Below are 22129 nucleotides of genomic sequence, written 5' to 3' on the forward strand. Positions count from 1 at the left end.
TATCGACAATTCTGGCACGGCCGAAGCCGTACCAAAATGCTTAAGTTCAATAGGCGCAGCCTTATGCTTGATGGTATTTCGCCACTAAGCTCTGAAAATGAGCAATGCCATGCTCACTAATGCCTGAGCGCTGTTTGTCAGTCATAATGCGCCCTTGCCCACGATAACCTCGAGATTTCAAACCACGCTGTACGCTTTCTACCAAATTCAAATCTTCAGGACGGAACACGGTGCGATACCATTCCACTAAAGCTTTTTGATCCTCAGTGAGCTCTTCATTCAAAAAGTAAATCTCGTAATGTTGTAAGGTGGTTTCTGCATCCATAGGAAACTCATAAATCACGGTCATGAAATCACTGCCTGGCGGCACGTTAAACATGGTCGACGGCCACGTCCAAAAACCATGAAACTCTGGATCGACCACTGATGGGTCTAATTTAAATGACTTTTCTGATGATCGTGCAAAACCATATTGCAACGTCCAATTGCCATGAAGGGTATGCCAATACTTGTCCACCTGCACCGAATCGGCAAAACCGGGATGAGCAGGACCGCAGTGATAACATTCTTGATAGTTATCGACGATAATCTTCCAGTTTGCTGGCGTCTCTGTCACAAAGCGAGCCGCTAATTTTAAATCACCGATCACCGTACAAGCCTCATTCAAACGCTTAGCAAAGCCTGGCAACTGGTCTTCTACGCAAGTCGCTTCTGGATCCATATTAATGAATACAAAGCCAGCATATTCTTCGACTTTAATCGGTACCATGCTAGAATTCTCTTTATCAAACGCTTCCACGTGGTCGCAGTTTCTGGCCAGGGCCAAAGAACCATCGAGCTTAAACGTCCAAGCATGGTAGGGACAGGTGATCACGTTTTTAGCTTTGCCACTTCCACTTAACAACTCATGCCCGCGGTGAGGACAGACATTATAAAAGGCCCGTAAAACACCATCTTTTCCTCGTACGATTAAGATGTTTTCACCAATCACTTTACGGGTGATGTAATCATTAGGACTGGCCAACTCACTTTGATGCGCCATGCACAGCCAACTCTTAGCAAAAATTTCTTCCTTTTCCCGCTCATAAATCATGTCCGAGGTGTAATAAGCCTTGGGCACGGTCCACGCTACATCATGGTTGGCACAAAAATCTTTAGGTAATTTAGCAATATGTTCCATGTTTACTTCTCCAAGTAGTGTTCAATAAATACACGATTATCTGGTCGTGTTTATTTATGATGCCTCGTCATTCAGGCCCAGCATATTTCTGAGTGCCTGGAGACAAGATTGATATAACCGATGGGTTTCTGGACAGTCTCGCCACATTCGCAATGCCCCATGTACCAGCCCCACGCCTTCATGTAGGTAAGCCTCAACACCAGCAGCCAACAGCCGTTCGACATAGGCTCGACCTTCATCACACAGGGGATCATATTCCGCCACGGCCACAAACGCTGGGGGCAAAGCGGCAAATGACAACGCCGACAGTGGTGACAGGTTAGCTTGCGTACGCAGTGTCACATCATGGGCATATTGGTCCCAGTAATACTGCATGTCGCGATAACTCAATAACGGTGCTTGTGCATGCTCACAATGTGATTCAAAGTGTGCCACTGCCGTGAGACTAGGATAAATTAAGACCTGCCCCTTCGGCCGAGCTTCATCATGCTTTAACACCTCGCTCAAGGCTGCCACCAACATACCGCCAGCACTATCTCCTGCTAACGCCATCCGATCGGCATCTAGCTGCCAAACCTGAGACTGAGCCTGCACATAGCGCCAAGCCGCCAGACAATCATCAAAAGCGGCGGGATAAACCGATTCAGGCGCCAAACGATAATCCACAGCCACCACCACCGCACCTAAGTCCTTAGCCATAGGCGCCGTCACAAATTCATGGCTATCAAGATTACCCACCATGAACCCACCGCCATGAAGATACAAAACAACTGGCCATCCCGCTGCAGGAGGACGACCCTTAGGGCGATACAGTCGCAGTGCAATCGAAGCGCCATTGGCCTCAAAACTGGCTTCTTCAATAAAAACGGCGTCATCTCGAGGTGGCGTGTAATTACGACTTAGAGCATCATAAGCAGCACGTACAGAATCAATATGATCGTCAGCCCCGACAAAAGTACTGCTCCAATGCACTAGCTGAGCCATTTCTTCACTTAAATCATAGTCACGAACCACTTTAACCTCCCACCTTTTCCGAACCCGCTGACAACGTAGCAGGCGTCACGATAGGCTCACTGGCCGCAGCACTTGCAGACTCATCATCTGGCTGCTCATCCATTTTGTGTGGCGGCACATGGGCATAATCTTGATGCAACCATCGAATCAGGCCATAGGTTTGAATCAGAATGATCACAATAAAAGGAATCGCAGTAATCACCGTAGCCGTTTTCATGGTTTCCAGCGGCGCATTAGAAAAAATCATCGCAATCGGCACCAGGGTCAGCATCACACACCAAAACAGCCGATCTTTAGGCGAGGGATCTTGCCCTTCTTGTAAGCCACGCACACAGGTTGCAGACACGGCATAACCAACGGCGTCCATATGCGCAGCCAGAAAAATCGCCATGATGAGTAAAAATAGCCACATCATCACCGTCCCTAAAGGCAACATAGCCAATAGCTGCCCAATCGCCACTTCTCCGCCTTGACTAGACAAAATATGGGGCACATCAACCAAGCCATTAATGAAGCTATGCACACTATAGTTTTCAAAGACTCCGAAGATAAACCAGATGCCTAGGCAGCCGCCCATCAACATGGCCAGAATCACTTCTTTAATCGTGCGACCCTTCGAAACACGGGTCACGAATAGCGCCACACCTGGCGCATAAGAAATCCACCACAACCAATAGAAAACGGTCCACTCTCGCGTAAACTTCCCATCCCCCATGGGGTCGGTATAGAGGCTCATGTCCACAAAGTTCGTCAACATCAAGCCCATGCTGTTAAGGCTGTTGTTTAAAATAAATTGAGTAGGCCCAAAGAACAAAACATAGATCGCAAACAGCACTACGCCAATACAGACCATTTGGCTCAAGCGCTTCATACCGCTGTCAACGCCCACATAAGAACTCAGCGCAAACAAAACTGACACTGTTAAAATAATGACGACTTTAGTGGTGAAGGTATTGGGGATGCCGGTCAATAAAGACAAAATATTGGAAAAGGTCACCGCCGTCAGCACCAAAGAAATGGTCAGTGCCCCGAACATACACAATAAAAACATCAAATCAACCAACCGGCCGACAGGACCCGTAGCCTTAAAGCCGGTCACTGCTTCAATCATGGCCGCTAAGCTCAAGCCTTTGTTTTTACGCACGTGAAAGTGGTAGCACATCGCCACAGAAGCCAAGGCATAGATTGCCCACGCGCTCAGACCGGAATGAAAGAAAGAATAGGCGACGCTGAATTTCAGTGCCTCGGCTGATTCTGGTGCTAAATTCAACCCTGGAGTTTGATAGTAATAGGCCCAGTCCAAAAACCCCCAATAGAGCGTCGATGAACCAATCCCCGACAGAATGAACATGAAAATCCATGAAGGCGTTGAGTATTCGGGCTTACCTGCACCTAATTTAATTTTCCCATACTTACTAAAAGCCAAAACCAAAACAAATAGAATAGCCAAAAAAGCAAACAACAAAACGGGGGCGGTAAACACTGAAGTAGCCCAAAACATCATTTTATCGGCCATGACAATAGATTGATCAGGGTAAGCTGCGAGCGCCCAAACCGATATAAACACAAAAAATAAGCTTAAGCCTGCGAGCAAGGTATCTCGCTGGCCATACTTGACCTCTTTCATCTCTTATCTCCTTTACGGCGCTTCTTCGATTATGTAATTCAAAGTAAGCGCCCACTCCATCACTACTGATTAAGCAACGGTTTGCGTCTCAGCCACCTGTACCTGAGCTTCCGCCCAAACGCGCACATGCTCTGCAATCGCTGCCCCAATTTCCTGAGTACTCGCCTGCCCGCCCATGTCCGGCGTTCTTGGCCCTTCAACCAACACGGTTTCGATCGCCTTCATGATGAGATCGTGCGCCTTTTGGAAGGCCGCATCGCCATTACCAATAAATTCCAGCAACATGGCGCCTGACCAAATCATGGCGATCGGGTTGGCGATGTTCTGGCCATAAATGTCTGGCGCAGAGCCATGCACCGGCTCAAACAAGGAAGGAAAGGTTCGCTCGGGGTTTAAGTTGGCTGAGGCGGCCAAGCCAATGGTGCCGGTACAGGCCGGGCCCAAATCAGACAAAATATCCCCAAACAAATTAGACGCCACCACCACGTCAAAGCGATCCGGCTGCAGCACAAAACGTGCGGTTAAGATGTCGATGTGCTGCTTATCCCACTTCACGTCGGGATAGCGAGCGGCCATGGCTTCCAAACGCTCATCCCAGTAAGGCATACTGACGGCAATGCCGTTAGACTTGGTCGCGGCGGTTAGGGTTTTACGAGGACGGTTTTGGGCCATGTCGAAGGCGTATTTCAGAATACGGTCGGTACCGTGGCGGGTAAAAACGGCCTCTTGCAGCACAAATTCACGCTCAGTGCCTTCAAACATTTTGCCGCCCACTGAGGTATATTCCCCTTCGGTGTTTTCCCGCACCACGTAATAGTCAATGTCGCCAGGCTGACGATTGGCGAGCGGGCAAGGCACCCCAGGCAATAGCCGTACTGGCCGTAAATTGACGTATTGATCAAACTGGCGGCGAAACTTCAGTAAAGAACCCCATAAAGAAATATGATCTGGCACCTTATCTGGCCAACCCACGGCACCAAAGAAAATAGCGTCATAGTCCTTTAGAATCTCAAACCAGTTGTCCGGCATCATCTGGCCGTGGGCCAAATAATAGTCACAGCTAGCCCAATCGAAATGATCGATCTGCACCGGTAAATTCAACGCTTTGGTCGCGGCTTCCACAACCCGCACCCCCTGCGGCAAAACCTCTTGACCAATACCATCACCCGCAATAGCGGCCACTTTATATACTTTAGACATCCATACTCCTTTGTGTGCAATTGGACACGCACCGATTTTTAATGGTGGTGTCGACCCGTTTTTGGTAGCATACGTCAAAACAAATAATGAATAATGAAGTAAAATACAAACACAAAGGACACGATTCGTGAATAATATGCCGCAGGTTGTGGATTTAACCGTGTTCACCCTAGTGGTGAAGAATAAGAGCTTTGTGAAGGCCGCCGATGAACTAGGCGCCTCACCCGCCTACGTCAGCAAACGCATTCAAGTCTTAGAACAAACGTTAAACTGCAAGCTATTACACCGCAGCACGCGCTCGCTTAGCCTTACTGAAGACGGAGAAGTAGTGTATGACTGGGCCAGCAATATCTTGCTGGACTTAAAGGACATGACGGAAACCGTGGCCAGCCATCCCAACAACCCCATTGGCACGCTGTCGATCACCAGCAGCCTGGGCTTTGGCCGCCGCCACGTGGCGCCGCTACTGTCTGACTTTGTGACCCTCTATCCGAAACTCAAGATTCGCTTTGATGCGGTCGATAAGGTGCAAGACTTAAGCGCCCACCACATTGATTTAGACATTCGCATTGGCAACGACATTGCCCCCCACCTCATCGCCAAAAAGCTCCATCCGAATAAGCGCATCCTATGCGCCGCACCAGCGTATTTGGCCGACCATGGCACGCCAAAAACCTTGAAAGATTTGCTTCAGCATGAATGTTTGGTGATTAAGGAACGTGACCACCCCTTTGGCCTATGGGAGCTGAACTCGACTAAGGGCGGACAAGACATCAAGGTGTCTGGCACCTTAGCGTCTAATAATGGCGAGATGGTGCGGCTATGGGCGCTGGCCGGCCACGGCATCATGCTGCGCTCGGTCTGGGACGTGGGCGCCGAAATTGAACGCGGCACGCTGGTGCAGGTATTACCGGACTATTGGCAGGATGCCGATATTTGGGCCGTCTACCCTTCACGCCTCAATGCTTCAGCCAAGCTCAGAGTCTGCGTTGAATTCTTTGAACAGCAATTGGCCGCCCGTTTATTAAAGGTAGGCGACGCCTGAAAATAAAAAAAGCTGCCCTTTCGGGCAGCTTTTTATCAAATAAAACCGATAATAGTCTTATAGTGCAGCTTTAACTTCTTCAACCATTTCTTTAGTAGAGCCTAGGCCGCCACCAGACAAGTACCAGGTGTTTGGATCTAGGTATACGATGTGGCCGTTTTTAAACGCATTGGTTTTTTGTACCAGTTCGTTTTCAATCACTTGCTTCGCGGCGGTTTCGCTATTACCCACCACAGCGCTACGATCGATCACAAAGATGTAGTCAGGGTTGGTTTTAACGATGTATTCAAACGCCACGCTTTGGCCGTGGGTAGACACGCTAATCGCTTCATCAGCTTGTTTCACGCCCAATACGTCATGAATGAAACCAAAACGTGATTTAGAACCGTAGGCGCTGATTTTGCCGTCGTTCACCAACACGATCAGGCCTTTTTCAGGCATGGCGTTGGTTTTTTCGTTCACGCTGGCAATGTCGGCTTTCAATGTTGCCAAGGCTTCATCAGCTTGGGCTTCTTTGCCAAACAATGACGCTAAGGTTTTCACGTTTTTCTCTAGAGAAGGCACGTAATCGTTATAGTCAACGTTGGTGTACACGGTTGGCGCAATTTCGTTTAGCTGATCAAATAGCTTGGCTTGGCGATCAGAAATAATGATCAAATCAGGCTTAGCGGCATGGATCGCTTCGAAATTAGGTTCTTTCAAACCGCCCATATCGGCGTATTTGTCGTCTTTATACTTGCTTAGGTAGGCTGGGATATTGGCTTTAGGTAGGCCGATTACATCTACGCCCAAGGCTTCCAAGGTATCCAAAGCGCCAAAGTCAAATGCCACTACGCGCTCAGGGTTTTGTTTGACTTCAACCGTACCCAGTTTGTGCTCGACTGATACCGTTGCGGCAGGCGCAGCCGCGCCATCAGTGGCTGCTTCTTTGGTTTCACCACAGGCGCCAAGCGCCAACGCCAATACGGCAATCAAACCTAACTGTTTAAACTGTTTCATTTAGTAGACCTTTATTTAGCTTATTAAAAAATACGCGGCCTTGTTTCCATGCGCAGCCGCGTCGGTTACGTTCGACTTAAGAAAAATACACGCAAATCTTGTTGTTGCTGATCTCTTGCACCGGCATGTCCATGTCGTAGATATCCTTCAACACGGCTGGGGCAATGATGTCGCTGGTTTTGCCTTCATGCACTAAGCGCCCATCGCGTAGCGCAACAATATAGTCTGAGTAGCAAGACGCAAAGTTAATGTCGTGGATCACGATCACGATGGTTTTACCCAAGTCTGTAACTAAGCGACGTAGGGTTTTCATGATTTGCACCGAGTGCTTCATGTCCAAGTTATTCAGAGGCTCATCCAAAAAAATATAGTCGGTGTCTTGCGCGATCACCATGGCAATGTGGGCACACTGCTTTTGGCCGCCGCTGAGCTGATCCAGGTATTTATGCTGCATATGGGTTAAGTCCATATACATTAAGGCTTCGTCGATGAGGCGCTCATCTTCGGCGTTGAGACGCCCTTTACTGTAGGGGAAGCGCCCAAAGGCCACCAGCTCCCGCACGGTAATGCGCAGGTTGATGTTGTTGGCCTGCTTCAAGATAGACATCTTTTGGGCCAGATCGTCTAAGCGCCAATCGCTGACTTCTTTGTCTTCAATAAACACTTCACCGCTGTCTTTTTTACCCAAGCGGCTCATCATCGCCAACAGCGTGCTTTTACCGGCACCGTTTGGCCCAATCAAAGAGGTGACCTGACGTGTGGGAATCGTCACCGACACGTCGTCCAAAACGTATTTATTACCGTACTTTTTAGATACATTTTTTACCGTTACCACGATCGATTCTCCCTTAACAGCAAGTAGATAAAATACAGCCCACCCACAAAGTTCACAATCACGCTCAATGTGGTCGAGAAGGTGAATACTCGTTCAACCAGCATTTGCCCACCGGCCAGCGCAATCATGCTGATCAAGATGGCGCCCAGCAATAAATAGCGATGGCGATAGGTTTTTAAAATTTCATACGACAGGTTTGCCACCAACAAACCCAAGAAGGTAATGGGGCCGACTAAAGCCGTTGCCAACGAGGTCAGGATCGCCACCAATACTAGCGAATTGCGCACCACTTTCTCATACGACACGCCTAAATTCACCGACTGTTCCCGCCCTAAAGACAGCACGTCAAGATACTTGATGTAATACATATAGCCGCCCATGGTCACTACCATCAAGGCGATCGACCACCACACTAGGCTGACCTGAACGTTGTTAAAGCTGGCAAACATTTTGTCTTGCACGATCAAAAACTCATTGGGGTCGATCAATACCTGCATAAACGAAGACAGGCTTTGGAACAACGTTCCCAAAATAATGCCGACCAAGAGCAAGAAATAAATCGGCTTGCCTTCACCGCGGAACATCAGCTGATACAGTAAAATCGAGAAGCACACCATAATGCCGATCGACATAAAAAACTGTACTTCGCTGCTTAAATTCACCACTGTTTGGGTGCCAAAAAAGAACACCAGCACGGTTTGCACCAGCAAATACAGCGAATCTAATCCCATCACGCTGGGGGTTAAGATGCGGTTGTGGGTAACGGTTTGAAAAATCACCGTTGAGAACGCAATCGCCGTGCCGGCAATTGCCATCGCCACCAATACCATGGCGCGGCGCGGCAGCGCGTAATCCCACGACGTCAATTCATAAAACAAATAACCTGCCATGGTGATCACGGCTAGGAGGGCCAGCAGGCCTAGTTTACGCTTAGGCCCCATGTGCACTTTGCCTTCTGAAAATCAACCAAATAAAGATGATGCTGCCGATCACACCCACGGTCACGCTGATGGAGATTTCGTAGGGATAGATGATGATACGGCCTAAAATGTCACAGGCCAGCACGAACACCGCGCCTAATAAAGCGGTATGCGACAGGCTATTTTTAAGGTGGTCGCCCTGATACATGGCGACAATATTTGGCACAATCAGGCCCAAGAACGGGATCATGCCTACGGTCAATACCACTGAGGCGGTGATCATGGCCACAATAGCCAAGCCGATATTGACCACTTGACGGTATTTCAAGCCTAGGTTCTTGGCAAAGTCTTCGCCCATCCCTGCCACCGCAAATTTATTGGCGTACAGATAGGCAAAGATCATCAGCGGTACGCTGATGTACATGAGTTCGTAGCGCCCTTTCAAAACCATGGAGAAATCGCCCAACAGCCACGACGCCATGTTTTGAATCAAATCATATTTATAGGCAAAGAAGGTCGAGATCGAGCCAATGATGCCGCCAAACATTAACCCCACCAAAGGCACAAAAATCACGTCTTTGTACTTGATGTGGTCAAGAATCTTCATGAATAAGAAGGTGCCAGCCAGAGAAAAAGCAAACGCCACGCCCATTTTTTGCAGGGGGGTCGCATTGGCAAACAGCAATAAAGAAATCAATATGCCCAACCGTGCAGACTCCATGGTACCGGCGGTGGTGGGTGATACAAACTTATTCTGACTCAGCTTTTGCATGATCAGGCCGCCGATACTCATGCTGGCACCGGCAATCAAGATGCTCAACAAGCGTGGTAGACGACTGACTAAGATGATCTGTTTTTGGTCTTCCGTTAAATTGAATAAATCTTTTAGAGAAATATCAATGACACCAACAAACAACGATACAACCGACAAAATGCACAATAAGAGAAAAAAATACCTTTTTCTCATGCCCTGTAGTTCCTTACCATAAAATGCTTTGTTAATGAGAGTAATTATTATTACATTTTACCTTCTTTTGATCTTTTTGGCATCGTTATCTCTCTTTTTCCTGCTTTAATTTCTTAACATCCTGAAATAATTAAATATTAATCAACACAATCTTGTTGACTCACGCCGACAACATAGGTGATCAACAGCCGCAATCAATTGATTTATTTGCCTATTGATCTAGATCAGGCTTTGCCTTTTTAGGCCCAAAGCACGTATCATGGCGGTTTTAACGCAGCTTGCCGTATTGATTGATGATGATGACGCCCAAACTATGGTTATTTGACCTCGACAACACCTTACACAATGCCGACGCCGGTATTTTTGACTGCATCAATCACGCCATGACGGCCTATATGGCACAACGCCTGGCTCTGTCCTCTACTGCGGCCTCAGCGCTTCGCGCCGACTACTGGCAACGCTATGGGGCAACCCTTTACGGCCTCCAGCACCACCACCCTGACATCAGCGTGCAGGAGTTTCTCGACCATACCCATCCTCTGGATGAAATCTTGCCCTTATTGGCCTATGAGCCCAACTTAGCCCAATCACTCCAGGCCATTCCTGGGCGCAAAGTCATCTTTTCCAACGCGCCCACGTTTTACATCGATGCGCTGTGCCAAAAAATGGCCATCGACCACCTCTTTGCCAAACGCTTCGGCACCGACAGCCTCAACTACGCCATCAAGCCTTCCGCTCACGCCTATCAACAGGTTTATCACGACCAAGGCTATGCTCCTGAACACTGCATCATGGTCGATGACAGCCTGCCCAACTTAGAAGCGGCAAAAGCCTTGGGCCTCACAACGGTATGGCACACGCCCCAGCCGGCCACTCACCTACCCAGCTATGTCGACACCAAGGTTGAATCCATCGCCCAGCTAAGCGCCTTAGCCTCGGCGCTCAATCAACGCCATAGCTAAACCTAAGTACGCACAATCACCACTGGACAAACCCGGCCAATCGTCGCACAGTAATCATTAAGAGGATGTGATTTCTCTATTTAATGACGATAAGGCTTATTATGACCCTGAATAAAAAAAACAGTCTGTGGTTGTTGTGCGCTGTGGTGGCATTAATCTTGCTGTTCCTCTCTGCTCGTGCGCTCTGGTTTCAAGCACTAAACAATCAACACAGCGTTTTCAACGCTTTAATTGGTGGCCTTGTGGCTGCTGCTGCAACCGCTCTGGGCACCCTACCCATTTTATTTTCTAAATCGTTGAGCGACCGCCTCACCGACAGCATGCTCGGCTTTGGCGCCGGCGTGATGCTGGCCGCCAGCGTGTTTTCCCTCATCCTTCCTGGCATGGATGCCCTTGCCGAAGCGGGTGCCGGCCCTTGGCATGCCGGCCTCGTCATTGCTGCGGCCATTTTGCTCGGCGCCGGCCTCTTGATGTTGATGGAATGCACCATTCCCCATGAGCACTTATTCATTGGCGACAGCCACCATACGCCCTCCGATGCCATGCTGCTCAAGCGCACCTGGCTATTCGTGTTTGCCATCACCTTACACAACTTCCCCGAAGGCCTGGCCATTGGGGTTGGGTTTGCCGGCGTGGGCAACGTCGCTGGCAGCACCTTAGCGACCGGTATTGCCATCCAAGACATTCCAGAAGGTTTGGTGGTCGCGCTGGCGCTCTTAAATGCCGGCTATAAGCGCAGTACTTGCGTGGGCATCGGCATTTTATCAGGCCTAATCGAACCCATTGGCGCCGTCCTGGGCGCCACCGTGGTGTATTTATTTCCGTCCATTCTGCCGTGGAGTTTAGGCTTTGCCGCAGGCGCCATGCTGTTTGTGATCAGCCACGAAGTCATCCCTGAATCTCACCGTAAAGGCCACGAACGATTTGCCACCACAGGCTTAATGATCGGCTTTGTGGTGATGATGCTGTTGGATACGGCCTTGGGCTAAGCAGATTAAACAGATTTACTAACGACTGCATAAATACATTAGCATATTCAAAATCCCCAGCCGACGGCGTATGATGATGCTCATCTACTGATGAGGTCATCATGCTGCCTACGATTGCCACGCCTTTACGCCCACCGCCTTCGCGCACGCTCAAACACCGCACCCTACGCTTTTTGATCACCGTGGGCACGCCGCTGTTGCTGGCCTATCAATATGAAATGGGGAGCTGGGTCTTGTATTTAAGCCTGGGTGGCCTACTGGGATTCTCAGGAGACGTGGGCGGCCCAGCCTTCATACGCCTACGTTACATGGCAGTAGGCCCTGGCTTTCTCATTCTTGGCGCCCTATTGGGCACATTTAGCCTCTGGGCATCCACCTGGCTGTTCTTTGGCTTAGCCATCGTCATTGGCTACCTTTATGGCCTAGTCGAAAAACGTCACAGCCACCTCATCACCGCCACCCGTTTTTTAGGCTATGGCCTAGCATTTGGCTTTGCGGTTGCCCCCATTACTGGTTTTGACATTACCCTCACCCTCAGCAGCCTAACGTGGGCATGGCTGGTATCGCTTAGCTGGGACTTACTCACTTACCACGCAACACCATTAAACACGCCCTCTATTCGCCGCTCGTTATGGCGCAGTTATCGCCAAGCATACAAACACCATTACTTTGCCCTGGCCACAGGCTGTAGCATTGCACTGGCTTACCTAATCTGTGGCTTCACTGGTAATGACTACCCCTACTGGGCCATTATCACCATCCTCATCGTACTGCAAAACGACGTCCGCAACAGCGCCTCCCGCATTTCTGAACGGGTGAGTGGCACCTTATTAGGCGTCTTCTGCGTGGTCGCCGTCGTTAGCTTCCACCCACACCCCCTCACCTTACTCGTGGCTGCGCTGACGGTGGCCACACTACGCTGGCCCGCACTCCAGCTACACCCCACCTTAGGTACCGCCTGCCTCACCAGCTTCATTCTGCTGCTGGCGACCCTCAGTCTACCGGCTGAAGCCGACAGCCTAACGGTGTTACGAGGGCGTCTACTGGCAACCTTCATTGGCTGCGCCGCCGCCCTTTCCACCACGCAGCTAGAATTGTTTTTTCGCCTCATACAACAGCCTTGGCGACGGCCATAAAAAACCCCTGCTGGACATGGCCATGCAAGGGTTCACGATGAGCGTCAAACACGTGCTAGAGTAGATCACGCCCCTGAGCCAAATAAGCCTGCATTTCTGCCGCTGGCACCATACTGCCACCGGTCACCCAGGCAATGTGGGTGGCATAAGCCAACTGCTGCTGACCATAGCCTAAACGGGCTATATAATCAGCATCACCCAATACTCGAGCCATGCCCGCCAGCCCTGCTGCGGCTGAAGGCTCCATCTCCACGCCTTCGGTCTGATTAGCCAAGGCAATCAAGCGGAACAGCTCGTCGTCGGCAATGGTGTAATAGCCATCCAATAACGGCCCCATCGCCCGCCCGACAAAGCCCGAAGCGCGGCCCACGGCCAAACCATCGGCCACCGTGGTTTGATCGATGCCCAAATCTTGCACGCTGATTTGCTCATGCAGATCGGTGTACACCCCCAACATCATGCACGGCGCGTGCGTTGGCTCAGCAAAAACACAATGAACATGGTCACCAAATAGCAGCTTCAAACCAAAGGCGATACCGCCAGGGCCACCGCCCACACCACAGGGTAAATACACAAACAAAGGATGCTCAGCGTCCACTTTGACGGCCATGGCCTGTAGCTGCCCCGCCAGACGCTCGGCCGCCACGGCGTAGCCCAAGAATAAATCGGTTGAGTGCTCGTCGTCGATGAAGTGGCAATAAGGATTATTATCGGCTTCGGCACGGCCCATCTCCACGGCTTTGGAGTAATCCGCCGCATATTCGACCACGTTCACGCCGTGGGCGCGTAGCTTGTCTTTCTTCCATTGGCGCGCATCGGCAGACATGTGCACGCTGACCTTAAAGCCTAATTGGGCACTCATGATGCCGATGGACAGCCCTAAGTTACCGGTAGACCCTACGGCAATGCTGTACTGACTAAAAAAAGCACGCCACTCATCACTGTTTAAGACGCGATAATCATCGGTTAAATCCAGCTTGCCCGAGGCCAAGGCTAAGGTTTCGGCCTGTTTCAAGACTTCATAAATACCGCCACGCGCCTTAATTGAGCCACTGATCGGCAAGTGGCTGTCACGCTTAAGCCATAGCTGACCGGCCATATTTTGACTATAGCGCTCGCCCAACTGGTGCTGCAATGCTGAAACCGCCAGCAGTGGAGATTCGACCACCCCTGCCTGGGCACGGGTATCGGGAAATACTTCGGCCAAATAGGGCGCAAACCGCTTTAAGCGCGCGCTGGCATCGGCCACGTCGGCCGCACTCAAGCCTACCTTGGCCAAGCCCACTGCCGCTGGCGCTACATTAGGGTTAAACCATTCCGTTTCGGTTAAATCGACCAACGCCTGTAACAGCGGATGGCCATCCAGCCAAGCGCGTTTTGTTGCTTCATCCATCAATGCCATATGATCCTCATCCTGATGATTATTTTATTTGGCCACTTGGCCTGTGTGTGTCGGCATCGTCTGCCTCAAGGCAAGCCTAAACCAGTCGGCTTCAGGCCGCAACAAAAAGTAGAAACCGCCCGTTCAAAACCCTGCTAAGCATTTGTTCTGTCGTCATAAAAACACCATAAACCCCACACTTCCGCGCGCTTCTAGCAGGCAAATCCGCGTGGTTTTTGCCCTAGGCGGCCAATATTGTCTACAATACCCCCCTTATTCTTTATCTTTACGAGTTTTGTCCATGTCTTTGCCCGCTCACCAGCTTGAATTACTTAGCCCCGCTCGCGACGTCACCATCGCTAAAGAAGCCATTCTCCACGGCGCCGACGCCGTTTACATTGGCGGCCCCAGCTTTGGCGCACGCCACAACGCCAGCAACGAGCTCAAAGACATTGCCGACTTGGTCAGCTTTGCGCACTTATTTCACGCCCGCGTGTTTGTGACCCTCAACACCATTTTGCACGACAATGAGCTAGAGCCTGCGCGCGAACTCATCATCGACCTTTACGAAGCCGGCGTAGACGCATTAATTGTGCAAGACATGGGGATTCTGGCTCTAGACATTCCGCCGATTGAGCTACACGCCAGCACTCAGTGTGACATTCGCGGCGTAGATAAGGCCAAATTCTTATCCCAGGTTGGGTTTTCCCAACTGGTGTTGGCGCGCGAATTAAATTTACAAGAGATTCAAGCCATCAGCAGCCAGGTTGACGCCACCATTGAATTCTTTATTCACGGTGCGCTGTGCGTGGCCTATTCTGGCCAGTGCAATATCTCTCACGCCCAAACCGGCCGCAGCGCCAACCGCGGTGACTGTTCCCAAGCCTGTCGCCTGCCCTACACTTTAAAAGACGACCAAGGTCGCGTAGTGGCCTTCGACAAACACTTACTGTCGATGAAAGACAACGATCAAAGCCAAAACATGTTGGCCTTAGTCAATGCCGGCGTGCGCTCCTTCAAAATTGAAGGGCGTTATAAAGACATGAACTACGTTAAAAACATCACTGCCCATTATCGCCAAATCCTCGACGGCATTTTATTGGATCGCCCCGATTTAGCCCGTGCGTCCAGCGGCCTAACCGAACACTTTTTCGTGCCCTCAACCGACAAGACCTTCCACCGCGGCAGCACCGACTATTTTGTGCAAGACCGTAAAATTGACATTGGGGCCTTTGATTCGCCCAAATTCATCGGCCTACCGGTTGGTGAAGTGGTGCGCGTACACAAAGACCATTTAGAAGTCAAAACCACCGACCCGTTAACCAATGGCGATGGTCTCAACGTGATGATCAAGCGCGACATCGTGGGCTTTCGGGCCAATGAAGTCAAAGAAATCAGCCCGCTACACTACCGTGTCTATCCAAATGAAATGCTGGCCGACTTCGCCAAGCTACGCCCTGAACATCCATTAAACCGCAACCTTGACCACAACTGGCAGCAGGCTTTAACCAAGAAATCCAGTGAGCGTAAAATCGGCGTCGACTTACACCTCAGCGGCCACGCCAACCAACTCACCTTAAGCGCCACCAGCGAAGAGGGCGTCTACGTCAGCGCCAGTATCAACGGCCCGTTTGCAGAGGCCACCCAACCCGAAAAAGCCTGGCAAAACCTGCGCGACGGCATCAGCAAGCTAGGCCAAACGCCTTACCTAGCCAACGACATTCAGATTGATTTACTGACGGCCTATTTCGTACCCAACGCCCAGCTCAAAGCCTTGCGCCGCGACGTCATCGATGCGCTAACCCATGAACGCATAGCAGCCCATCCGCGCGGCAGCCGCAAGCCTGAAGCCGTGCCGGCACCGGTCTACCCTGAAACCCATCTCACCTTCTTGGCCAACGTATACAACCACAAGGCACGCGGGTTTTATGAGCAACACGGCGTGGCCCTTATCGATGCCGCCTATGAAGCCCATGAAGAAAAAGGCGACGTGCCGGTGATGATCACCAAACACTGCCTGCGCTTTGCGTTTAATCTGTGCCCGAAGCAGGCCAAAGGCGTTCAAGGCGTGCGCACCAAGGTCACGCCTATGCAGCTGGTGCACAACGATGAGGTGCTGACCCTTAAATTCGACTGCAAGCCTTGTGAAATGCACGTAATCGGTAAGATTAAAGGCCACATTTTGAACACACCGCTGGCCGGCAGCGTGCTCGGTTCAATCTCGCCCGAAGACCTTAAAAAGACCATTCGCGCCCCTCACTAGGCGCATTTCTGGCCCCAAACGGCCCCCTGTCGTGAAATTAGACTACACGACAGGGGGTTTTTTCAGCTAAACTAAGGGCTGAAGTTTTTTATCCTTAATGAAAGTCTGTTTGAAATCATGAACCGTCAATCCAAAAACCGTTTGTCTCGTTTAAACAAACGTCAGCAAAAAAAATTACTCGTGGGTGCTTACCAAGAACTGGGCTTTGGCATTCTTTTCCAATTTAAAGCCGACACCGATCCACAGCTAATCGACAGCACCCTAGACGCCGTTTTGTCTTTAGTCGACGATGAAGGCGCCACCTTTGGCGGCTACTGCAATGGTCAGCTGTTTGAAGGCATGGTCATGCCGCTGAACCGTCAAGTGATCAGCGCTGAGTCTCGCCAAAAAGTCATCGACTTATTGGCCACCTTCTCGCACATTGAAGACGTACAAGTAAGCGAATTCGTGGACGCTTGGTACGACTAAGCCCACGTCAGCATAAAAAAAGCCCTTGAGTGACTCAAGGGCTTTTTTGTGCGCGCTGCGAACGGCCTCTTTAGAACAGGCTGTCGATGGCTTCGCTATTGGCTGGCGGTGCGGCCACGGTTGGCGGGGCTTCCGAATCAGGCTCACTACCGCCACCTTCTTTAGGTGCCGAGCCGCCACCGCTTGGCCCACCTTCACTGCGGTTGTCCAAAGCCAAAGATGGATTGGTGCGCTGATACTCTTGATAGAAGTATTCATTGCCATGACGAACCAAGCCTTCAGGCACTTTAGGCGCCACAACAGGCTTACCTTTAAGCGCGGTACGCATGTAGTCAATCCAAATCGGCAAGGCCGCCAAACCACCGTAGCCTAAACGGCCTAAGCTGCGAGGCTTGTCGTAGCCCACATACACCACGCTGACCAAGTCTGGCGTATAGCCAGTAAACCAAGCATCTTTACCTTCGTTGGTGGTACCCGTTTTACCGGCAATGTCTGAACGGCCCAAGACCGAAGCACGTGAAGCGGTACCACGCTTGGTGATTTCCTGCATGATGTTGGTCATGATGAAGGCGTTACGTGGGTCGATCACCAGTTTCGCCGTGGCACCCGCCACCAGCGGTTGGGTTTGCGCCCGTAAATGATCCCCTTCATAAATACGATCGATCACGTAAGGTGCCACACGATAGCCACCGTTAGCAAAGACTGAATAAGCCTGAGCCATTTGCATCGGCGTCACCGAGCCTGCCCCCAAAGCCATCGAATAAGAGGCTGGGTGATCTTTGGCGTTAAAGCCAAAGCGCTGAATGTACTCTTTGGCAAACGGCATGCCCACCGCCATCAACACGCGAATGGTCACCATGTTTTTCGAGTACACCAAGGCTTCACGCATAGGGATGTAGCCAGAATATTTATTATTCGAGTTTTTCGGACGCCATACGCCGCCGTTGGCCCCCATACCCGGAATGGCAATCGGTGCATCGTTAATCGGCGTTGCCGCCGTCAAACCACGCTCTAGGCCGGCAGAATAAATAAAGGGCTTAAAGGTCGAGCCAGGTTGACGCCATGCCTGAGCCGCACGGTTAAAGGAGCGCTTGTGGAAGTCAAAGCCACCCACCAATGCCTGTACGGCACCGGTTTTCGGATCCACCGACACCAGCGCGCCCTCTGCTTCTGGCACCTGGACGATTTTCCAGAACGGATTGCTGCTTTCGCTATTGGCGGCCTGAATGCGGATCAAGGCACCCGGCTGAATTTGCTTGTCGCCCATTTTGCTGGCGCCAATAGCGGCCTTGGCAAAGGTCAAACCATTGCCTTGAATCGTGGCTAACTTACCGCCTTTAACGTAGGCCTCAACTACTGAACCTGTGGCTTTCAGCACCACAGCAGGGCGCATGCCTTCTAAGTCGTAATGACCGTCTAAAATCTCATCCAGTTCGATGTAGAGGTTTTTCGAATCCAGCTTTTTCAGATCAATAAAGTCTTCGGCCCCGCGATAGCGCTGTGATTTATCAAAATTCAGCATGCCTTGGCGAAAAGCCTTAGTGGCCGCGGTTTGATTCACGCTGTTAACCGTGGTGTAGACCTTAAAACCGTTGGTATAGGCTTCTTCACCGTATTTATCCACCATAGACTGACGCGCCATTTCGGCCACGTACAGGGCGTTTTGATCAATGCCGCTTTGGAATTTGGTGTATTTCAACTGTTCACTTAAAGCCGCTTGACGCTCGGCTTCGGTAATCATGCCCAATTCTTGCATATTGTTCAAAATATAAGCCTGGCGTTGCTGCGCCCGCTTCGGATTCACGATAGGGTTAAACGCCGATGGGGCTTTAGGCAAACCGGCCAACATGGTGGCCTCGCCCAAGGTCAGCTGCGACACAGGCTTACCAAAATAGGTATGGGCCGCGGCGGCAAAACCATAGGCACGCTGGCCCAAGTAAATTTGGTTGAAATACAGCTCTAGAATTTCATCTTTACTCAGCTGTTGCTCAATTTTATACGCCAATAAGGCTTCGTTAAACTTACGCGTGAACGTGCGCTCATTGGTCAAAAAGAAGTTTTTAGCCACTTGCTGCGTGATGGTACTGGCACCAGAACGCACCCCACCAGAAACCATATTGCCCACCATGGCGCGCGAAATGCCCACCACGTCCACGCCCCAGTGCTCATAAAAGCGCTTGTCTTCGGCGGCCATCACGGCATTTTTAAGATTGTCTGGAAAATCTTGGATTTTGGTGAACGAGCGACGCTCTTCGCCATAGAGGCCAATTAATTTTCCATCAGAAGTATATATTTCCAAAGGCATTTTGGGTTTATAATTGGTCACAATATCCAATTTGGGTAATCTTGGATAGGTGACTAAAACCGCGATCGCCACGATGCCGGCGCCCAAAATGGCAAAGCCAAGAATGAGGCCGATAAGCGTTGTGAAGAGTCGTTTAAGCATAAATAGTTATTAACCATAGGGATATAAGCATTGCAGGCAGTATAAATTTAAAGGCACCCGAATGCAAAATCTAAATCTTAAAAGTAAAAATACAACAGTCGTTACCTGGGAGTAACCACATGTTTGCTCAGTTTAAAAAGCACCTGCACACTCAATGGCGTCTCTGGCGCTCTACGCCACCGTTTGAGCCTGCCAGCATGGCGATTGGGGTCAGCCATGAGGCCACTCAAATTCACGCGTTGCAGTTACGCCGTGGCCACGACGGCGCCTTAACCATACAACTGCACGCCCACGTCAGCCATTTACCGCTGGCGGCCACGCCTTGGGGCTTAACCGAAGCCAGCCTCAGTGCTTTGGCGCCTTTATTGCCCACGCCAACACCTTCACTGGTTTTGGCGTTGCCCTCGGCACTGGTACAGCATCAATACCGGCACCTGCCCGCGCCTGATCAAACCCTAGACGAGCAGGCCTACGCTGCCTTAGCGCAGGAGGTTGCACCAGATTCAGTCGCCATGGACTACCAATGCTTAGACGTCGCCACGCCAGACAGTTCCCCTTTATATCTATTGTGTTACGCTCATCTTGATGCGGTACACCACTACCAAAGAGTGGCCCAAGCCCTACAGCTGCACCTAAGTTGCCTTGACGTCGAGCCGTTCGCCGCCTTGAACGCGTGGTATTTTTGGCTACAGCGCCAGGCGCCCACGCAGATGGATCAAGTATTGCTGCTGATTCACGCCCGCCCAACTGATTTAAGCGTGTTGTTTAGTCAGCGACAGCGGTTAATTCACCACGCCAACACGCCCCTCATCGACACACCAGAACATCCCGAGCCCGTTCAAGCCCGCGACTTTATCCTACAGTGCTGGCAAAGTTTTCACGCCACCCACAACGCCCCGGTAGCCCATGCCTACCTCACGGGGCGACACAGCCTAAACCCTAACTTTCGCCACGCCATTGCTAAAAGCCTCAGCGTGCCCCTTATCTGCGCCCACCCCGTCACCGCCTTGGCTGCTAGCCCACCGTTCACAGCACAGGCCCTCAACGAGCACGCCCCCGACCTCCTCATTACTTTTGGCCTCGCCCTCAGGGCGCTAGATGGTGCCCCACCATGATTCGCCTCAATCTTTTACCCCATCGTCTGGCGCAGCAGCGTGCGGCAGCGGACGTGCTCAAGCACAAGGCCTGCACCGTCATAGCCGCCGCTGTCGGCCTAAGCCTCGGCATTGCCCTCATTTCCTGGGGGCTGTTGTGGCAACAGCAGCAGCGTCACGCCTACTTACAGCGGCTCACCGCCAACCTTGCCGTCGACGCTCAGCACAGCCAAGCACTGAGCGCCCAGATCGCCGCACAACAAGCGCAGCAGGCCGAACTGGCCCACCTCATGGCACAGCAAGCCTTGCCGTGGTTTCTACTCACCCAGCTACAGGCTTTACTGCCCCCTAGCCTCCACCTCACCCAGCTGGCGTGGCAACCGCCCTACCTCACCTTAGAAGGCTTGTCCCATAGCCATGAAGCCATCGCCCTACTGATGACCGACCTGAACCAAACCCCGTGGCTCAATCACGCCACCCTTTTGTCCAGCCAACAGCAAGCCGACGCTTGGGCCTTTGCCCTCAGCGTACAGATGGCGCAACCATGAAGGCGCCGTGGCCAAAATGGGCGCAATCTCCCCCTTGGCAGCAGTATTGCGGCCTGCTGGCGGTGGCCGTCTTCATCCTTCTCTTGGCCGCCTTAGCCTTATGGCGGCCGCTGTGGACGGCCTATCAGCAAGCCCAGCGGCAAGAGCCACAACAGCGAGAGGCTTATGAGCGCACTTGGCAGCAGGCCCAACAACTACCCCTATGGCTGGCGCGCCAGCCGCTGGCCGAAGCGGCACTGCGCCAACAGCAAGCGCGGCTACCCACGGCGGTCCCAGTTGACCTTGCCCCACCCTTACACCAGCTACTGGCCACCCACAATGTGACGCTCAGCCAAGCCCGCCCATTGCCCATCGACATGCTTGGAGACCTACAGGCCCATCCTTATCTGCTCAGCGGCAGCGGCGAGGTGGCGGCCGTTTTGGGATTGATTCAGGCATTTAGCCACCATCCAGAAGGCTTGATTCTGACCCGCCTACACCTGAGCTTAGCGCCTAACCATCAACCGCCGCAGTTGACCTTAGAGGCTCAGCTACACACCTTAAGATTACCGCCCGACCCCACTGACGTGGAGGCCGCTGATGCCACGCTTTAAGTCTGGGCGTAGCCTCTTCCAGATGAGTCTAGCGCTGGCGCTTGGCGGCTGCACACATGAACCCGCTGACCTCAAAGCTTGGCAGCACAGCCTCAACACCCAGACCGCGCCCCCCTTACCGGCCTGGCCCAATACTGAGCAGCCCTATGCCTTAGACCACGACACACCGGCCCTCCTGACCTTATTTAGCCCCGAAGCACGCCGCCCCGAATCTGCCGAACAGGCCTTGGTGTTTTATCCCATTGCCCAGCTTCGTTACGTCGGCACCATCAGTACGCCAGATCAACGCTGGGCCATCATCTACACCCCTAGCGGCATACACTTAGCCAGCCAAGGCAGCTTACTGGGCTTAGAACATTGGTCGCTTGAGCGTATTGATCAGGCGGCGCTCACCCTCATGCCGCGCCAGCCCGATGCAGCACCGTTACAGCTGCCCCTTAGCGCGGCACCGCCCTAAACCTT

General features: G+C 51.6%; 19 protein-coding genes and 1 pseudogene. 10 read left to right on the forward strand and 10 right to left on the reverse strand.

Annotated elements, in window-relative coordinates; translation table 11 throughout:
* Positions 1-61: 61 nt before the first annotated feature.
* The 4 genes from cntA to AB8Q18_12955 all read right to left on the reverse strand — a co-directional run bounded on the left by cntA (position 62) and on the right by AB8Q18_12955 (position 5021).
* A complete protein-coding gene (gene cntA, locus AB8Q18_12940) occupies positions 62-1180 on the reverse strand; it encodes a carnitine monooxygenase subunit alpha (GenBank protein ID XDZ51067.1) in 1119 nt (372 codons plus the stop codon).
* Between the two features lie 54 nt (positions 1181-1234).
* Positions 1235-2194 carry an alpha/beta hydrolase gene (locus AB8Q18_12945; GenBank protein ID XDZ51068.1) on the reverse strand — a complete coding sequence of 320 codons (960 nt, stop codon included), beginning with the start codon at positions 2192-2194 and terminating at the stop codon, positions 1235-1237.
* 1 nt (position 2195) lies between these two features.
* Positions 2196-3821 (reverse strand): BCCT family transporter, encoded by a 1626-nt coding sequence (locus tag AB8Q18_12950; protein XDZ51069.1) that lies wholly within the window; start codon positions 3819-3821, stop codon positions 2196-2198.
* Between the two features lie 69 nt (positions 3822-3890).
* The gene (locus AB8Q18_12955) at positions 3891-5021 is read right to left on the reverse strand and encodes a tartrate dehydrogenase (GenBank protein XDZ51070.1); all 1131 of its coding nucleotides are present in this window, start codon (positions 5019-5021) and stop codon (positions 3891-3893) included.
* Positions 5022-5157: 136 nt separating this feature from the next.
* Here AB8Q18_12955 and AB8Q18_12960 point away from each other — a divergent pair, with 136 nt between their 5' ends.
* Positions 5158-6066 carry a LysR substrate-binding domain-containing protein gene (locus AB8Q18_12960; GenBank protein XDZ52938.1) on the forward strand — a complete coding sequence of 303 codons (909 nt, stop codon included), beginning with the start codon at positions 5158-5160 and terminating at the stop codon, positions 6064-6066.
* A 57-nt stretch (positions 6067-6123) separates the two neighbouring features.
* On the opposite strand, the gene AB8Q18_12965 is transcribed toward AB8Q18_12960, so the two are convergent.
* The 4 genes from AB8Q18_12965 to AB8Q18_12980 form a co-directional block, all read right to left on the reverse strand.
* Positions 6124-7065 carry a siderophore ABC transporter substrate-binding protein gene (locus AB8Q18_12965; GenBank protein XDZ51071.1) on the reverse strand — a complete coding sequence of 314 codons (942 nt, stop codon included), beginning with the start codon at positions 7063-7065 and terminating at the stop codon, positions 6124-6126.
* 76 nt (positions 7066-7141) lie between these two features.
* Positions 7142-7900: an ABC transporter ATP-binding protein gene (locus AB8Q18_12970; GenBank protein XDZ51072.1), complete on the reverse strand. Its 759-nt coding sequence runs from the start codon at positions 7898-7900 to the stop codon at positions 7142-7144.
* The gene (locus tag AB8Q18_12975) at positions 7894-8841 is read right to left on the reverse strand and encodes an iron chelate uptake ABC transporter family permease subunit (protein ID XDZ51073.1); all 948 of its coding nucleotides are present in this window, start codon (positions 8839-8841) and stop codon (positions 7894-7896) included. The genes AB8Q18_12970 and AB8Q18_12975 overlap by 7 nt, the downstream gene beginning before the upstream one ends.
* Entirely contained in the window at positions 8831-9787 is a 957-nt protein-coding gene (locus AB8Q18_12980; GenBank protein XDZ51074.1) for an ABC transporter permease, read from the reverse strand. The genes AB8Q18_12975 and AB8Q18_12980 overlap by 11 nt, the downstream gene beginning before the upstream one ends.
* 296 nt (positions 9788-10083) lie before the next feature.
* Between AB8Q18_12980 and AB8Q18_12985 the strand changes: the two genes are divergently transcribed.
* The 3 genes from AB8Q18_12985 (at position 10084) to AB8Q18_12995 (ending at position 12874) form a co-directional block, all read left to right on the forward strand.
* Positions 10084-10749 (forward strand): pyrimidine 5'-nucleotidase, encoded by a 666-nt coding sequence (locus AB8Q18_12985; GenBank protein ID XDZ51075.1) that lies wholly within the window; start codon positions 10084-10086, stop codon positions 10747-10749.
* Positions 10750-10850: 101 nt separating this feature from the next.
* On the forward strand, positions 10851-11738 hold the full coding sequence (locus AB8Q18_12990) for a ZIP family metal transporter (GenBank protein XDZ51076.1): 888 nt from the start codon (positions 10851-10853) through the stop codon (positions 11736-11738).
* A gap of 101 nt (positions 11739-11839) precedes the next feature.
* Positions 11840-12874, forward strand: a complete 1035-nt coding sequence (locus AB8Q18_12995) for an FUSC family protein (GenBank protein XDZ51077.1) — start codon at positions 11840-11842, stop codon at positions 12872-12874.
* Between the two features lie 55 nt (positions 12875-12929).
* On the opposite strand, the gene AB8Q18_13000 is transcribed toward AB8Q18_12995, so the two are convergent.
* Positions 12930-14276, reverse strand: coding sequence for a D-serine ammonia-lyase (locus AB8Q18_13000; protein XDZ51078.1), 1347 nt, complete (start codon positions 14274-14276; stop codon positions 12930-12932).
* 280 nt (positions 14277-14556) lie between these two features.
* Between AB8Q18_13000 and AB8Q18_13005 the strand changes: the two genes are divergently transcribed.
* Complete coding sequence (locus tag AB8Q18_13005; GenBank protein ID XDZ51079.1) at positions 14557-16518, forward strand: U32 family peptidase; 1962 nt, start codon at positions 14557-14559, stop codon at positions 16516-16518.
* 117 nt (positions 16519-16635) lie between these two features.
* Entirely contained in the window at positions 16636-16986 is a 351-nt protein-coding gene (locus AB8Q18_13010) for a 50S ribosome-binding protein YggL (GenBank protein XDZ51080.1), read from the forward strand.
* A 202-nt stretch (positions 16987-17188) separates the two neighbouring features.
* On the opposite strand, the pseudogene AB8Q18_13015 reads toward AB8Q18_13010, so the two are convergent.
* Positions 17189-19432: pseudogene (locus AB8Q18_13015) on the reverse strand (penicillin-binding protein 1A).
* Positions 19433-19551: 119 nt separating this feature from the next.
* On the opposite strand from AB8Q18_13015, the gene pilM reads away from it, so the two are divergent.
* Genes pilM through AB8Q18_13035 form a run of 4 tightly spaced genes read left to right on the forward strand, consistent with a single transcriptional unit; the run spans position 19552 to position 22124 of the window.
* The gene (gene pilM, locus AB8Q18_13020) at positions 19552-20547 is read left to right on the forward strand and encodes a type IV pilus biogenesis protein PilM (protein ID XDZ51081.1); all 996 of its coding nucleotides are present in this window, start codon (positions 19552-19554) and stop codon (positions 20545-20547) included.
* Entirely contained in the window at positions 20544-21074 is a 531-nt protein-coding gene (locus AB8Q18_13025; GenBank protein ID XDZ51082.1) for a PilN domain-containing protein, read from the forward strand. Before pilM ends, AB8Q18_13025 begins: the two co-directional genes overlap by 4 nt.
* Positions 21071-21667 carry a hypothetical protein gene (locus tag AB8Q18_13030; GenBank protein XDZ51083.1) on the forward strand — a complete coding sequence of 199 codons (597 nt, stop codon included), beginning with the start codon at positions 21071-21073 and terminating at the stop codon, positions 21665-21667. Before AB8Q18_13025 ends, AB8Q18_13030 begins: the two co-directional genes overlap by 4 nt.
* Complete coding sequence (locus AB8Q18_13035; GenBank protein XDZ51084.1) at positions 21654-22124, forward strand: pilus assembly protein PilP; 471 nt, start codon at positions 21654-21656, stop codon at positions 22122-22124. The genes AB8Q18_13030 and AB8Q18_13035 overlap by 14 nt, the downstream gene beginning before the upstream one ends.
* Positions 22125-22129 lie beyond the last annotated feature (5 nt).

This window comes from Neisseriaceae bacterium CLB008, from assembly GCA_041228285.1.
Lineage (GTDB): Bacteria > Pseudomonadota > Gammaproteobacteria > Burkholderiales > Neisseriaceae > JAGNPU01.

Excerpts from the sequence above, each read along its gene's own strand:
- cntA (XDZ51067.1), bottom strand. The coding sequence starts at position 1,180 with ATGGAACATATTGCTAAATTACCTAAAGATTTTTGTGCCAACCATGAT.
- AB8Q18_12950 (XDZ51069.1), bottom strand. The coding sequence starts at position 3,821 with ATGAAAGAGGTCAAGTATGGCCAGCGAGATACCTTGCTCGCAGGCTTA.
- AB8Q18_12955 (XDZ51070.1), bottom strand. The coding sequence starts at position 5,021 with ATGTCTAAAGTATATAAAGTGGCCGCTATTGCGGGTGATGGTATTGGT.
- AB8Q18_12960 (XDZ52938.1), top strand. The coding sequence starts at position 5,158 with ATGCCGCAGGTTGTGGATTTAACCGTGTTCACCCTAGTGGTGAAGAAT.
- AB8Q18_12965 (XDZ51071.1), bottom strand. The coding sequence starts at position 7,065 with ATGAAACAGTTTAAACAGTTAGGTTTGATTGCCGTATTGGCGTTGGCG.
- AB8Q18_12975 (XDZ51073.1), bottom strand. The coding sequence starts at position 8,841 with ATGGGGCCTAAGCGTAAACTAGGCCTGCTGGCCCTCCTAGCCGTGATC.
- AB8Q18_12980 (XDZ51074.1), bottom strand. The coding sequence starts at position 9,787 with ATGAGAAAAAGGTATTTTTTTCTCTTATTGTGCATTTTGTCGGTTGTA.
- AB8Q18_12985 (XDZ51075.1), top strand. The coding sequence starts at position 10,084 with ATGATGACGCCCAAACTATGGTTATTTGACCTCGACAACACCTTACAC.
- AB8Q18_12990 (XDZ51076.1), top strand. The coding sequence starts at position 10,851 with ATGACCCTGAATAAAAAAAACAGTCTGTGGTTGTTGTGCGCTGTGGTG.
- AB8Q18_12995 (XDZ51077.1), top strand. The coding sequence starts at position 11,840 with ATGCTGCCTACGATTGCCACGCCTTTACGCCCACCGCCTTCGCGCACG.
- AB8Q18_13000 (XDZ51078.1), bottom strand. The coding sequence starts at position 14,276 with ATGGCATTGATGGATGAAGCAACAAAACGCGCTTGGCTGGATGGCCAT.
- AB8Q18_13005 (XDZ51079.1), top strand. The coding sequence starts at position 14,557 with ATGTCTTTGCCCGCTCACCAGCTTGAATTACTTAGCCCCGCTCGCGAC.
- AB8Q18_13010 (XDZ51080.1), top strand. The coding sequence starts at position 16,636 with ATGAACCGTCAATCCAAAAACCGTTTGTCTCGTTTAAACAAACGTCAG.
- pilM (XDZ51081.1), top strand. The coding sequence starts at position 19,552 with ATGTTTGCTCAGTTTAAAAAGCACCTGCACACTCAATGGCGTCTCTGG.
- AB8Q18_13025 (XDZ51082.1), top strand. The coding sequence starts at position 20,544 with ATGATTCGCCTCAATCTTTTACCCCATCGTCTGGCGCAGCAGCGTGCG.
- AB8Q18_13030 (XDZ51083.1), top strand. The coding sequence starts at position 21,071 with ATGAAGGCGCCGTGGCCAAAATGGGCGCAATCTCCCCCTTGGCAGCAG.
- AB8Q18_13035 (XDZ51084.1), top strand. The coding sequence starts at position 21,654 with ATGCCACGCTTTAAGTCTGGGCGTAGCCTCTTCCAGATGAGTCTAGCG.